Below are 14,127 nucleotides of genomic sequence, written 5' to 3'. Positions count from 1 at the left end.
TTTTTATCCTACTTTCCTGAAACCTTTTGCTGATTTTTAAACTCATGAGACTGAACTACCCATATGGCTAATTGGGTACGATCACGTAGTTGAAGTTTATTTAAGATGGTACTTAAATAATTTCTTACGGTACCCTCTGATAAAAATAATGCTTCTGCAATTTCTTTATTAGATGCTCCCTTTCCTACTTCACGTATGATTTTCCACTCCGCTTTTGTTAATTCCAAAACTAACTTCTCTTCTACATGAATAGAGTGATCCCCCTGTGCCATTTGAGAAAACAAACGCACTACCTTTGTTGCAATGTCTGGATTAATCATTGCCCTACCACTATAAACCGTTTCAATAGCCTCTACTAATCCATCCATCGAAACCCCTTTTAGCAAATAACCACTAGCACCAAATTTCAAGGCATCATATACGAATTCATCATCATCAAAAGTGGTTAAAATAATAATTTTGATAGCAGGATTAAGTTCTTTAACGATTTGTGTACATTGCACTCCATCCATTTTAGGCATACGTATATCCATTAAAATAATATCTGGAACACATTCTTTTATACTACGAAGCACTTCCTGTCCATTGGCTACTGCATCTGTTACCTCTATATTTTTCTTCGAATCTAACACAATCCTCAGGCTTTCCCGAATTAATTCTTGATCATCTGCAATTAAGACTTTCATCATATTCTTCCCCCCATCTAACAGGTATTATCGCTTTTACCAAAAAGCCCTTATTACCCTTAAAAGATACCTTACCATGTAGCATTTGAATCCTCTCTTGCATATGCCTTATGCCAAATCCCTCTTTTATCTCTTGGCAGCCAATACCATTATCTTGTATTTCAATATCTATGTAAGATTCTCTTTTACCTATTGTTATCTGTATTTTATCTGCTTTTCCATGCCGTAAAGAGTTTGTTATGCTTTCTTGAACAATACGGTAAATTGTCGTTTCTTCATCTTCTCGAAATCTAAAGCTTCCTAAATTGTATTCTAACTGTATATCTGCCTTCGTAACAGATTGCATATCTTCAATCATGGTTTGAAGTGCAGAGTCTAGACTTAAACGTTCTAGTGCATCTGGTCTTAATTGATTGACGGACCGTCTTACTTCTCCAATTCCTTCTCTCGTCACCTTAGAAATCACTTCTAATTGCTTCTTTGTAGCCATTGGATTCATTTCAATTGTCGTTAAGCATGCATCTATTCCTGCTGAAATGCCTGTTAATGTATGCCCTAAAGTATCATGAATTTCTCTTGCTAAACGATTCCTCTCTTTTGTCTCACCCATCTTTTCTTTCATAACGGCATACTGCTTTAATTCCTCATTTGCAAGCTGTAACTCCGTGTTTGTTTTTGTTAATTTAGCGTAAAGAGAATTTACCTGTTCAATAACTCCCTGTTGCTCCTGGATAACGTAAATACAAAATAGGATAAACACAATACTATTTAATGAAACTAAAATATTATATATTCCTAACAAGTATTGTTGAGTAGTGGTCCCATAATAATCCACATAATCACTAAATCTAAAAAGGCTTGATTGAATAGATAATACTTCATAGTTTGTTCCTACATAGATACCCATTGCCAGCAACATAAAAAGTATTTTCACTTTGTCACGTACATAATAAATAATGTTAGCAAACACCCAAAATAAAATGCCATTATAATTAAAGTGCTGGATGACCATAACCGTCATACATAGTATAAAATCAAATGCCAATGAACCGTATTTTAATAAATTGCTTTCACCAAATAGATATTCTCTAAATAGAAAAGAAATTAAAAGGCAACCAAGTAATAGGATTGTAAGACATAAAATCATATGCGGTCTTGAAGGAATTGTAGCAACTTTTCCTATAAATTCCCTTGCTATATAAAAATCACATATCCTATTAGTTGTTATATAAATGCATACCGTTGGAAATGCTACTGCTAGAATATTTATAAGTAACATGAGAAATTTAATATATCTTATTTTCCTAGCATTCATTAGTCTTTCTCCCTCTTCATTCTACTGCCAACCATCTGGATCAAAATCAGTTAAGTTATCTATAGTAATTAATTGTACAGGGATAATAATTTCTCTTTCTATCTCATTCCCTTCTAAATACTGATAAGCTAATTCCGCAGCTGTCTTTCCTATTTCAATTGGAAATTGCGCACTTGTCCCCTCTAAAAAGCCTTGCTCAATCATAGCCTTTCCATCAGGCGAACCATCAATCCCGTAAATCAGTATATCTTGTAAATCAACTCGCCTAAGTTGAAGTGCCGCTAATGCACCTAATGCAGTAGGATCATTTCCCCCTAGTATGACATCATAAGTTATCCCTTCATCTATTATTTGTTTTGTAATTTCCATAGCCCCTTCAAGCTCTGCTGTCATACTATTCTTTAATACGACCTGATACGCAGCATGACCTTCTATGGTATCTAAAAAACCTTGCACACGTAATGCAGTAGAATTAATATTCTGATCATTAATAATAGCAATTTTAGCACTTTCTTTCTTCTTCATTACATCCTTTGCAATTTGAACTCCAGCATTATAATTATCTGATAAGATACAAGAAACCACATATTTCGAATCATATACATATGTATCAATATTAAAAACAGGGATTCCCGCTTCATAACACATCTCAAGTGCAGGCTTTATCCCCTTCCAATCAACAGGATTTACAAAAATAGAAACCACGCCCTCTTCAATCATTTCTTTAATCTGAGCATTCTGTTTTTCTTGGTCTTGAGCAGGGTCTCTTGTAATCAGTACATCCCCATTTGCCGCTAATACTGCTTCTATACTATTATCCAATGCTATAAAATAAGGATTATTCATCGTCATATAGGTTGCTCCAAATTTTCGGGGGATATGTTTTTCCTTTTTTACTTGTTCCTTTTGATTTATTGCTTTAGACTGACACCCTGTAAGAGTAAAAAGAAAAACAAATGCTAGGATAAGTATCTTATACTTCCAATTCATATAAATCCTCCACACATAATTAGTAACTTTATAAGTCACAATAAAATTTCAACAAAAACTTTCACATTAATTATACTTTTTAATACTATTTTAAACAACACTTATATCATTTTTATAAAAAACATATTATATATCTTGATTTTAAATGTTTTTATTGTTAAATATATCCAACCAAGTAATAAAATACGCGCTACTAGAACATTCATATTCCTAGTAACGCGTATTTTATTGCTTAATTACTTTATAAAAGGTTAGTATTTTAATATTTACTATAAAATTCTTGGACAGTATAATAAGCTAACTTTTTGTGTTTTCTATCATTTGAGATAATTCCCTTTAAATTATATCCTTTTTGTATAGTACTCATGCGGCGCATAGAAGCGTGATCATACATAATCCAAGGTGTTATCCCTCTAATGTAAGCATACTTACTAATTACTTTAAACTGATTTTGATACATAGCGTCTTGGCACTCTTCTGTATAAAGTTCATCTGCTTGACCGTGACGACCAGAGACAGCTTCTGCACCTGTTTCAGTAATGATAACAGGTTTATCTACATGGCTATTATCTAATATTTTAATTAAACCATCATAATCTCTAAAGTACCATCCATAATATTCATTAACACCTATGATATCAATATGTTCCGTTAAACGGTCTTTGATTTGATATAAATCTAAATCAATGAGACAAGAGGCTGCTACTAGCCTTGAATCGTCCATCTCTTTTACTGTATGTGCAAGTCCGCTCATAAAAGCTAATCGTTCTTCAGTATCTGGGTTCTCATTTCCTATACTCCATATAATCACACTGGCACGATTGTTATCTCGTTTTATTAATTCTCTCATCTGATTTTGCGCATTCTTATAAGTAGTAGGATTTGCAAATTCTAAACACCAGTAAACCGGAATCTCTTCCCACAGCATAATCCCCATTTCATCTGCTAGTTGTGACATCTTTTCACTATGCGGATAATGCGTAAGCCTTAGGAAATTACAATTTAAAGTCTTAGCCTCTCTAATTACTTCTCTAATATCTTCTTCACTTACAGAGCGCTGATGCAAAGGGCTCTCCTCATGTACACAAAGCCCTTTAAGAAAGATATCCTTTCCATTGAGAAGAATCCGATGCCCACTTGTTGAAATCTGTCTAAACCCTATTTGGTCAGTAACTTCATCTTCATCACACTTTAACTTCACTTGATAGCATTTAGGATTATCAGGTGACCAAAGCTCTGGTTTTGCTTTTATAATTGCCTGGACTTTACCCTTATTATCTATTTCTAACTCCCTACTAATTCCTAATTCAGGTATAGATAGAGTACACACTCTTGCTCTCCCTATATAGCCACCTAACTCTACTTGAAGTTCTAGTTTATCATACTGATTATCCGATACAAGGTTAAGTTTAAATGTTTTAATGTATTCTCTAGGTACCTTAATGAGCTCTACCCCTCTCGTTAGCCCGCCATAGTTAAACCAGTCAAAGTTAAGAGAAGGTACCGCTTCACTTTTTCTTGTATTATTTACATAAATTAAAAGCCTATTTTTTTCTTGAAGTTGATGAGTTACATCAAACATAAAAGGTGTGAACCCACCAACATGCTTCCCTAAATACTGTTTATTAAGCCACACTCTACACTCATAGTTCGCTGCACCTATCCTTAGAAAAACCTTTTCCTCTCCTTTAAGAGTCGAATAATCAAAGTCTTTGAGATAAAGGGATGTACCCTCATACAGGGCATACTCTGGTCTTACTGTATTCCATTGACCTGGTACCTCTACTTCTTCCCATGTTTCAAAACTAAAATCACTAGGAATATCTCTCCCTTGTCTATCCTTTAAGACTTCATCAAAAAATCTTCCACGAATAGCACTATCAAATACATCTACATGAAAACGCCACTTCCCATTAAGAGAAAGTCTTTCTCTTCCATCACTATAGATAAGCTCCTCTGCACCTACTGTTCCTTCTTCATAAGCTTTATCATAATCAAAGATAAGCACATTATCAAAACTTTCATCAAAATTCCTTTTTACTTGTACTTCATGATTTTCTTTCATTTTCTCACCCCTCTAACCTTTAAGCCCACTGGTTGCAATACCTTCAACAAAATATTTTTGTAAAGACAGAAAGACAATAAGTACTGGAACCAATGTCACAATAGATGCTGCCATAATAAGCGAATACTCTGCTGAGAATTGTGTAATAAATAACCTTAGGCCTAATTGAATAGTCTTTTTATCTGTTGAATTTAAGTAGATAAGAGGACCCATAAAGTCATTCCAAATCGTTACAAAAGTAAAGATTGTTAAGGTTGCAAGTCCTGGTTTTGCCAAAGGCATCATAATTTTACCAAATATCCCAAACTCACTTAAGCCATCTATTTTAGCTGCCTCAGAAAGCTCTTTTGGAATACTGATAAGGAATTGCCTCATAAGGAACACGCCAAAAGCTGAAAAGGCTTGCAAGATAATAAGTGACCAATGCGAATCTACAAGATTCATCTTTTGTATAATTAAGTACTGTGGAATCATATAAACCTGCCATGGAATGGCAATGGTAGAAACATAACAAAGAAAAAGAAGGTCTCGACCTTTAAACTCTAGCTTTGCAAAACCATAGGAAGCTAAACTACTTGTCACAACTTGCAATACTGTAATGATTATCGTTAGTTTCATAGTATTTAAAATAAAGGTGATAAGGGGAATCTTCTTCCATATCTCAATATAATTCTCCCACACAATAGGATGTGGAATCCACTGAATAGGGAATGAAAAGACATCCTTATTTGCCTTTAAAGATGCTGAGAGCATCCATAAGAAAGGAATGAGTGCTACTCCTAGGAGTAGGAGTAATAGAGTATACACTACAACCTTGCTAATTATTTTTTTATAACTCACTGTTTCCATTACTTCATCTCCTTTCTACATGTAACTTACCCATTTTTTCTCTGTCCTGAACTGAATAATCGTAATCACAAGTACAATAGCAAATAAGATAATCGACATAGCACTTGCATACCCAAACTCAAATTCCGTAAAAGCTTTAGCATAAATATACGATACGAGTACTGTAGTTGATCTACCTGGTCCACCATCTGTCATCGCATAAATGATGTCAAACACCTTAAAGGCTTGTATCGTTAGCATAATGACTACAAAAAAAGTAGTAGGTGTTAAAGTAGGTAAGGTAATGTACCTAAAGCGTTGCCATTTAGTGGTTCCATCAATATCTCCTGCTTCATATAATTCCTTTGGCACCCCTTGAAGAGCTGCTAAATACATGACCATGTAATATCCCATATATTTCCATACACTAAACAAGATAACAGTTGGCATGGCCCACTTCACAGATGCTGCCCACTTAGGTAGATTTTTTACACCTAAGAAGCTAAGCATACTATTAATAGGTCCCATATCAGGATGGAATAGCATATTCCATACCACTACAACGGCTATTAGTGAGGCAACATAAGGAAAGAAAAATACAGTCCTAAAGATATTTCTACCTTTAATCTTGCTGTTTAGAACCATCGCTAAGCCTAAAGAGGCCATTAAAGTTATAGGTACTGTTCCTATTACATAATAAATTGTATTCATAAAAGCAATCTGAAAAGTTTTATCTTTAAATAATCTTAAAAAATTATCTATTCCTACAAAAGTCATTGGATTAGCACTATCCCACTCCATTACACTTAGTACAAAGGCAAAGAGAATAGGTAAAAGAGTAAAAATAAATAATCCAATAAAATTAGGAAGAATAAATGCACAGACGGTAAGGAATTTTTTTATACTTTTATTATTAATAGCTTTCACTTTTTACTCCTCCTTATAGAATGAATAGGGGGTGTCTTGTTTCATCCAGACACCCCATTTACTTATAGCTTAGTTAAGTACTTCATCTTTCACACGTTGGCTTAATGTAGCAAGTTCTTCATCTACACCTACTTCATTGATCATCATAAGTTCATGCTCTTCCCCAATGATTTTATTGATAGATGTCCATTTTTCGTCTACTGGAAATTCGATTGTAATATCTGTTGTATTAAGCAATAAGTCTTTTCCATGTACTGGGAAGCCTTTGATACTTGTAAGTGTATTTAATACACTTTCAGAGCTATACGCTGGCATGATGCCACATTCTGCAAGAATCTGTGCTCCTTCTTCTGTCGTTACAAACTTGACAAAATCCCATGCAAGATCTTTATTCTTAGACTTTGAGCTAATAGATACTGGTGTGATAGCTCCTACACCTTTATTACCAATATCACCGTTTAAGCTTGGAAGAGCTGCTACATCCCAGTTTACTGCTGTTGTACCATTGGCTGTGTTTTCAAGCATATTATTAATAAACCAAGAGCCCATAGGCATCATAGCTACTTGCCCATTATAAAAAGGACCACTGTAATGAATATTACTTGCTATGATTGTTGAATACTCTAGTGTCGATTGATCTTCATTTTGCATAGCAAGTACTGTATCATAATAAGGCTTTAGGAACGTATAATCACCATCTAATAAGGAGTGAGTACCTTCAAACATAGCAAGGTTAGAAACAGATTGTGTCCATTTGTTATTTAATGCACCATAGATTTTGTCACTACCTTCACCTGATGTTAACTTTTTAGCCGTTTCTCTATATTGTTCTAAAGTCATATTATCCGTTGGGTAAGCTATCCCTGCTTGGTCAAAAAGATCTTTATTATAGAATAACATCCAAATATCTTTACGATAAGGTAAGCCATAGATTTGGTTATCTACACCATATTGCTCACACATTCCACCATATGCTGATAAGTCTACTGTATCTGCAGTAATATAGCTATCAAGAGGTTCTAGCTGTCCTTTGCTAATATAGCCTGTGTAAGAAGCTGTATCTCTAATGAAGACTACGTCAATATCACTATTGCCTGCTAGCATAACAGCTACCTTATCAGAATAATCGTTAGCTGGTGCCTCAATAACGTTAATCTTTACAGTTGGATTCCTTTTCTCATAAGCTGCTACTAATTTTTTATGATACTCCAAAGAAGTGTAGTCCCATAAAGCAACATTTAAAGTGGTTACTTCCCCTTTATTACTACTTTCTGTTTGTGCTTGCTTTTCAGGTGCTCCAGTTTCCTTAATTGGTTCACTACTGCTAGCTCCACATCCTGTAAGCATTGTCATACATACCAAAAAAGACGCAAATTTTTTAAATTTTTTCATCACATTTCCTCCGTTCATTTGTTTATTTACTCACTTAGTATATAATTTTAAACTAATAATCAAAATGTTTTATATCTTGATTTGTAATACTATCTAACTGATTTTTAATAAGAACAATAAAAAAGTAATACTTTTTTAAGATAAGTATTACTTTTCCTCTATCTGAGTGTCAAAATATATTCTTTTGGTGTAAGACCTGTTACCTTTTTAAATACCTTACTGAAATAGTACGCATTGGTATAGTTCAGCAAATCAGATACCTCGTAAATCTTCATATCACCTTGAGCCAATAGTTGTTTAGCTTTTTTTATTTTTACCTTAGAAACATAATTGGAAAAGCCACACGGATGCTTCCTCTTAAAAATCACACTTAGATAATTAGGACTTATATTAAGGGCCAAAGCCACCTCATTAAGTGTTAGACGATTATAAATATTTTCTTTGATATAACTTTCTACCTTAAAAATAAACCTACTCGTATAGCTATTCTTCTCATACTCGCTCTCATCTAGCTCACTATAAAATAAAATAGTTTTACCTAATCTATTGGCCTCCAAAACCTTATTTGCTTGCTCCCAACCTTCCCTGATCCTATCAATTCCCAAATCTAACTCACTTATACCAACTTTAAGCTGAACTCCAAAGTATTGCAGACTGCTTGTGATAATACGTTCTACCACCTGCTGCAAGTCACTTACTTGCTTCGCTTCTGTACTTATAATCACACAAAAATAGCCTCTCTTAAAAACTATTGTCTGCGCACTATATTCTTTGCGAATTATCTCATGAGTTACATTGATTGTATATTCATAGCATCTTTCCTTTTCTTTGATTTCTAGTGTCTCTTCATCCTCCAATTGTATATAAAAACTGAGTATAGCTAATTTACCCATTACCAAATCAGGTGCCATGATAGCTAGCTCTTGTTTGGCATCTACTAACATAGGAACCTCTTCTATTAGATTTCTAAGCAGTTCTTTAATCTTTCCCTGATTATGTGATGAAGGTAATTGCTCCTCGCCCAATCTAACATTTTTCTTATGCCACCTCTTTTTAGCTAAGTCAATCGCATCTTTTAGAACCTCTTCACTAAGTTCTAGCTTTATAAGATACTCTGTTACATCTAAATTAACAGCTGCCTTAGCTAAGCTAAAATCCTCGTGACTAGTAAGTAAAATAAATTGGGGCTCATAATCTAATTCTTGATGACACTTTTTAATAAGCTCAATCCCATCCATCACAGGCATTTTTATATCTGTAATAATAAGTTCCGGCCTTTCCCTTTGAATTATCTCAAACGCCTGCATACCATTGGGTGCCATTCCTATTACCTCAATAGCTTCTTTTTCCCAGTTAAGCATGCTTTTTACACCTATTTGTACAAGGAGTTCATCGTCAACAATAAGTAGCTTATACATCCTGTCCCCTACTTTCTTAGTGGTATCTTGATTGTCACTTCCGTAAATTCACCTTCTATACTTTGTAAGGTTAACCCATAGTCTTCGCCATAGGTTAGTCTTAGTCTTTCATCTACATTACTAACACCTATACTACTTAAACCTTCTTTACTTCGTTTACCCTTTTGACTTAATACTTCCTCTATCTTTTCAGGCGACATCCCTATTCCATCATCTTTTACACAGATGAGAACGTCCTCTTTTTCTTTTCTAATACTTATAGAGATCATTCCACTTTTCATCTTTGGCTCAATGCCGTGAAAAATAGCATTTTCTACAATGGGCTGTATAGTAAATTTAATAATCTTGTAGCTTTCCAAACCTTCTTCAATACTATACAAAACCTCAAAGGAGTTATTGTAACGTATCTTCTGAATTAATATGTACTCATTAAGAAGGCTTATTTCCTCCTGCAAGGTAATCTCTTCCGATACCCCCTTTGCCATATTTTTAAGAAGACGAGAAAGAGCCGTTGCTACTTCACTGATCCCCATGTTTTTCTGTATCACAGCCATCCATTTAATTGAATTAAGGGTGTTATATAAAAAGTGAGGATTAATTTGAGTTTGTAGTACCTTTAGCTCTAACTCCCTTTTTGTCCTCTCATTAGCTACTACTGTATCCATTAACTCTTGAATATCCATAGACATATGGTTAATAACCCTACCAATCTCTCCAATCTCATCTAAAGATTCAATCTTTGGTTCTACGGTAAAATCACCTTGTGAAATCTTATGAATTTTATTTTTAATCATTTTAATCGGTTTATTTATAAAGTAACTTAATATAATTGATAAAAGCATTCCTAACGCCATAATGGCAATAACTGTTAAGACAATGATATTGATAAATACCTGCTGCTGTTTTTCTATTTCTATATTAGATAAGGTTTTTAAGATACACCAACCACTTATAGGAGATTGATAATAAACTGCTTGTCTAGGTTCACTTTCTATATCTAAGGTTAACTGCCCTTTTGAGTGCGCATAAATCGTTTTTAGCACTTCTTTATTGTCTAAGTAGGTACCAATCTTATCTTTATTGGTGTGGGCAATAATACGTCCCTTCCTATTAAAAATAATCACACTGGAGTCTTCTGTCGCACCATACTTACGAATACCTTCATAAGGCAAGTTACTATTTAAAGCAACCATCAGCCAACCTACGTTCTTTTTCTCCTTATAGTTATAAACTTTATCTAGTATAGGAAGCATGTGTGATGTACTTCTATATCTAAATCTATTGTCAACTATACCTATCCAGGCCTTTTCTTGTTCTTGTAGCTCCTTGAACCACTCTTGATTCATACAATTTTCTACATCTGTACCATGTCCTGGAACAACACCTATTTGAATACTCGCTCCATTCTCACCATATACAATAACTTTATCTATATACTCATTAACTGTAGAACTACTCACCATAGAATTTAATTTTCTTATAAATTCTAGCATCTCCCCATCATACTCCTGGCTCTTTGTATCCATCACCAGCAAAGTCCCTAAGTCACTATTAATTGTTGCCCATTCTATAATCCCATTAATTTGCTTAAGTTGTTCATCTAGGTTGTCCATTACAAGTCTTATTTGACCCTCTGTAACCTCCAGCATATTATTAATAAGTAGTTTCCTAAAGTTATTATAAAAAACAACACTTATAAGCACAGAGAAGATAATGGTTAATAAAGTCACTGCTGTCGTTATCTTAAATGTAATCGTTTTTCTATGCAGCATTATCACGCCTCCAATTTCTAAATCTTCTCAAGCTATATCCTTTTAATCATTATACGATTTTATGCTCTTTTGTTCAATAATCACTACTATTCATTCTAATTCTTCTATTCTTTATATTTTTTAGCATATAAAATGAGGGATATCTACAAAATGAATTTTCCTTTTGTAAGTATCCCTCATAGAAGTTTTATTTCCCTTGCTTAACGAATAAAGTTTGTTCTTACAGGCGCTTCCCCTTGTGGTACTTCAATCCCTGCATTTTTACCTGCTTCAATGCACTTAAGCATCCATGCCATATTCCTACCTAGCGTACGCATAATTTGCATACCTTCTAAATCTTTTTGAACATCTTCTGGCTTGCTCCCATGTACCATGTTCCAGTATTGAGAGGAAACAACTGGCATATTACGAATTGTAAAATACTTATTGAGCTGATCAAAGGTAGCCGTTGTCCCCCCACGACGAGCAGAAGCTATTGCCGCTGCTGGTTTATATGCATTGTTTTTACCTGCATAGAAAAAACGATCCATAAAACAAGTAAGTGCTCCTGATGCCCCTGCAAAATGTACTGGTGAACCAAAAATATACCCATCTGCTGTTTCTGCCTTATCTAAACCTCGATTAACCGTATCTTCATTAAAGACACAACGACCTATCATTTTGCAACCACCACACCCGATACAGCCTCTTATAACGCCCTCTCCAATATGGAAAATTTCTGTTTCGATGCCCTCTGCTTGTAAAGCCTTCTCAACTTCACATAAAGCAGTGTACGTACAGCCCTTTTCATTTGGACTTCCATTAATAAGTAATACTTTCATCGCTTATCTCCCTCTTTCTCTTTCATACTCTATTTCATTTTATACACTTGCTTTGGTACCTATACCTTTTACTTCTTATAAAATAGCATATTTATAAAAATGTATCAAACTTTCTTATAAAGACTCTTATCTTTTCTACATTCTTTTTAATCTTGTATCCATTGCATTTCAAAAGCAGGTGTGCTATCATGCCTCTAAACTCTTTCATATCAGAAAGGATTCATCTCATGGCACCTTTATTTGAACTACAAAACGTACGTTATCAAACGATTTTAAGTTATCCAAACCTTCATATTGAAGACAAACAAACAACCTTTATCATTGGCAAAAGTGGGTGTGGTAAAAGCACCTTGCTTAAGTTCCTTAACAGAACACTCTCACCTACTTCTGGAGTCCTTCTCTATAAAGGTCAAGACATCCAAAAGTTAGAGCCCATCGCTCTACGTCAAGAGGTACTCCTTGTAAGCCAAGCTGTCTATCTTTTTGATAAGACTATTGAAGAAAATTTTGAGGAATATTACCATTATCGTGATTTATCTATACCTAGCAAGGAAACGATTCAATATTTTCTTGCTCTTTGTGGTGCAGACTTTCCCTTAGACACCCTTTGTACTTCTATGTCAGGTGGTGAACGTCAACGAATCTATCTAGCTATCTTTCTTTCTTTTATGCCAAGGGTACTTTTGCTTGATGAACCCACTTCAGCCCTTGATTCACAAAGCTCGCAATTGGTTCTTAATAACTTAAAAAGCTTTTGTAAGGAAAAGAGTATCTCTCTTATCATAGTTAGTCATGACCAAAGTCTAACTCACTGCTTTGCCGATAAAACAATTATTTTAGAAAGGTAGGTGCTTCTATGCAAGGCATTATCCAATTAAACCTTTTGCAATTTGGTACAGTCTATCTTCTACTTCTTATTGTTTTAGCCATTATGAAGAAGAGCAAAATAAATCAAACTAAACTCCTACTTGTAGCAAGTCTTCGAATGACTGTACAGCTTGTTATTGCTGGACTATTACTCACTTATATTTTTCAAAATCCACATCCTCTTTTTACAGTGCTTTACCTCTGTGCTATGGTAACCTTTGCTATTCACAGAGTGCTTTCACGTCATAAAGATATGAACCCTAAGTTCAAGCTAGCTATTGCCCTTTCTCTAGCTGGATCAGGTCTCTCCATTCTATTCTTTTTCATAGGATTCATTGTTCGTATGGACCTTTTTACCCCCCAATATACCATCCCACTTAGTGGCATGATTATGGGAAACGCTATGACAGGTGTATCATTAGGTCTTAAAACCTTTAATGAAAGCCTAAGAACCCAAAAACCTAAAATAGATACACTTCTTAATCTAGGTGTGTCTCCTAAAAAAATACTTATTCCTTTTGTTAATAATGCTTTAGAAACAGCACTACTGCCTACCCTTAATTCAATGTTAGGAATGGGTATTATCTCTCTTCCTGGTATGATGACTGGGCAAATCCTCTCAGGAACTCTACCTACTATAGCTATTCTCTATCAGATAGCTATTATGATTGCCATTTGTACAGTGGTGTGTCTTTCTGTTTTTTGTTCTTTATACTTTGGCTATCGAACACTTTATAATAAACATCAGCAGATTTCTTTCTAATAAATTACAGTTTGTTGGGGTGTTTTACACATTAGACTACTAAAAGGAAAGGGATAGGGGGTATTCTCAGGAACCGCAAGTAAGGGAGCTCTTCACCAGCTTCTCGGTCCTCGGATGGGTAAAATCTAAGTTCAGTCCAATAGGCTAACGGTCCTACCTATCACAAGAAAGGCACTTGTGATAACGTCCCTAAAAACAGCCTATAGGACTTCTCTAAGATTTTACATCCATCCTGTGGAGGAAGCTTGCGAAGAGCTCCCTTACTTGCTAGCCGAAGCTTTAT

The 14,127-nt window shown here is 34.6% G+C and carries 12 protein-coding genes; 2 read left to right on the top strand and 10 right to left on the bottom strand.

Features of this window, described 5'->3' with window-relative positions; genetic code table 11:
• Positions 1-8 precede the first annotated feature (8 nt).
• From CS063_RS12180 to CS063_RS12135, 10 genes are all read right to left on the bottom strand, one after another.
• Positions 9-689, bottom strand: coding sequence for a response regulator transcription factor (locus CS063_RS12180; protein ID WP_099449981.1), 681 nt, complete (start codon positions 687-689; stop codon positions 9-11).
• The gene (locus CS063_RS12175; protein ID WP_099449980.1) at positions 664-2,001 is read right to left on the bottom strand and encodes a sensor histidine kinase; all 1,338 of its coding nucleotides are present in this window, start codon (positions 1,999-2,001) and stop codon (positions 664-666) included. Before CS063_RS12175 ends, CS063_RS12180 begins: the two co-directional genes overlap by 26 nt.
• A gap of 21 nt (positions 2,002-2,022) precedes the next feature.
• Positions 2,023-2,991 (bottom strand): sugar ABC transporter substrate-binding protein, encoded by a 969-nt coding sequence (locus CS063_RS12170; protein WP_099449979.1) that lies wholly within the window; start codon positions 2,989-2,991, stop codon positions 2,023-2,025.
• Positions 2,992-3,250: 259 nt separating this feature from the next.
• Positions 3,251-5,056: a glycoside hydrolase family 2 protein gene (locus CS063_RS12165; RefSeq protein ID WP_099449978.1), complete on the bottom strand. Its 1,806-nt coding sequence runs from the start codon at positions 5,054-5,056 to the stop codon at positions 3,251-3,253.
• A 12-nt stretch (positions 5,057-5,068) separates the two neighbouring features.
• A complete protein-coding gene (locus CS063_RS12160) occupies positions 5,069-5,905 on the bottom strand; it encodes a carbohydrate ABC transporter permease (protein WP_099449977.1) in 837 nt (278 codons plus the stop codon).
• 15 nt (positions 5,906-5,920) lie between these two features.
• Entirely contained in the window at positions 5,921-6,811 is an 891-nt protein-coding gene (locus tag CS063_RS12155) for a carbohydrate ABC transporter permease (protein WP_308415499.1), read from the bottom strand.
• A gap of 69 nt (positions 6,812-6,880) precedes the next feature.
• Positions 6,881-8,203, bottom strand: a complete 1,323-nt coding sequence (locus CS063_RS12150) for an ABC transporter substrate-binding protein (protein WP_180270780.1) — start codon at positions 8,201-8,203, stop codon at positions 6,881-6,883.
• Between the two features lie 158 nt (positions 8,204-8,361).
• Positions 8,362-9,621, bottom strand: a complete 1,260-nt coding sequence (locus CS063_RS12145) for a response regulator transcription factor (protein ID WP_099449975.1) — start codon at positions 9,619-9,621, stop codon at positions 8,362-8,364.
• A gap of 8 nt (positions 9,622-9,629) precedes the next feature.
• A complete protein-coding gene (locus CS063_RS12140; RefSeq protein ID WP_099449974.1) occupies positions 9,630-11,393 on the bottom strand; it encodes a sensor histidine kinase in 1,764 nt (587 codons plus the stop codon).
• Between the two features lie 200 nt (positions 11,394-11,593).
• Complete coding sequence (locus CS063_RS12135) at positions 11,594-12,214, bottom strand: flavodoxin family protein (protein WP_099449973.1); 621 nt, start codon at positions 12,212-12,214, stop codon at positions 11,594-11,596.
• Between the two features lie 227 nt (positions 12,215-12,441).
• Here CS063_RS12135 and CS063_RS12130 point away from each other — a divergent pair, with 227 nt between their 5' ends.
• Positions 12,442-13,062 carry an ABC transporter ATP-binding protein gene (locus CS063_RS12130; protein WP_099450046.1) on the top strand — a complete coding sequence of 207 codons (621 nt, stop codon included), beginning with the start codon at positions 12,442-12,444 and terminating at the stop codon, positions 13,060-13,062.
• Between the two features lie 8 nt (positions 13,063-13,070).
• Positions 13,071-13,844 carry an ABC transporter permease gene (locus tag CS063_RS12125; RefSeq protein ID WP_099449972.1) on the top strand — a complete coding sequence of 258 codons (774 nt, stop codon included), beginning with the start codon at positions 13,071-13,073 and terminating at the stop codon, positions 13,842-13,844.
• Positions 13,845-14,127: the final 283 nt, after the last annotated feature.

The organism is Sporanaerobium hydrogeniformans, assembly GCF_002735925.1.
In the GTDB taxonomy this organism is placed as follows: domain Bacteria; phylum Bacillota; class Clostridia; order Lachnospirales; family Cellulosilyticaceae; genus Sporanaerobium; species Sporanaerobium hydrogeniformans.
This window is presented reverse-complemented; position numbering and strand designations above follow the sequence as displayed.

Coding starts and splice junctions, on each gene's coding strand:
- CS063_RS12180 (WP_099449981.1), bottom strand. CDS start 689: ATGATGAAAGTCTTAATTGCAGATGATCAAGAATTAATTCGGGAAAGC.
- CS063_RS12175 (WP_099449980.1), bottom strand. CDS start 2,001: ATGAATGCTAGGAAAATAAGATATATTAAATTTCTCATGTTACTTATA.
- CS063_RS12170 (WP_099449979.1), bottom strand. CDS start 2,991: ATGAATTGGAAGTATAAGATACTTATCCTAGCATTTGTTTTTCTTTTT.
- CS063_RS12165 (WP_099449978.1), bottom strand. CDS start 5,056: ATGAAAGAAAATCATGAAGTACAAGTAAAAAGGAATTTTGATGAAAGT.
- CS063_RS12160 (WP_099449977.1), bottom strand. CDS start 5,905: ATGGAAACAGTGAGTTATAAAAAAATAATTAGCAAGGTTGTAGTGTAT.
- CS063_RS12150 (WP_180270780.1), bottom strand. CDS start 8,203: ATGAAAAAATTTAAAAAATTTGCGTCTTTTTTGGTATGTATGACAATG.
- CS063_RS12145 (WP_099449975.1), bottom strand. CDS start 9,621: ATGTATAAGCTACTTATTGTTGACGATGAACTCCTTGTACAAATAGGT.
- CS063_RS12140 (WP_099449974.1), bottom strand. CDS start 11,393: ATGCTGCATAGAAAAACGATTACATTTAAGATAACGACAGCAGTGACT.
- CS063_RS12135 (WP_099449973.1), bottom strand. CDS start 12,214: ATGAAAGTATTACTTATTAATGGAAGTCCAAATGAAAAGGGCTGTACG.
- CS063_RS12130 (WP_099450046.1), top strand. CDS start 12,442: ATGGCACCTTTATTTGAACTACAAAACGTACGTTATCAAACGATTTTA.
- CS063_RS12125 (WP_099449972.1), top strand. CDS start 13,071: ATGCAAGGCATTATCCAATTAAACCTTTTGCAATTTGGTACAGTCTAT.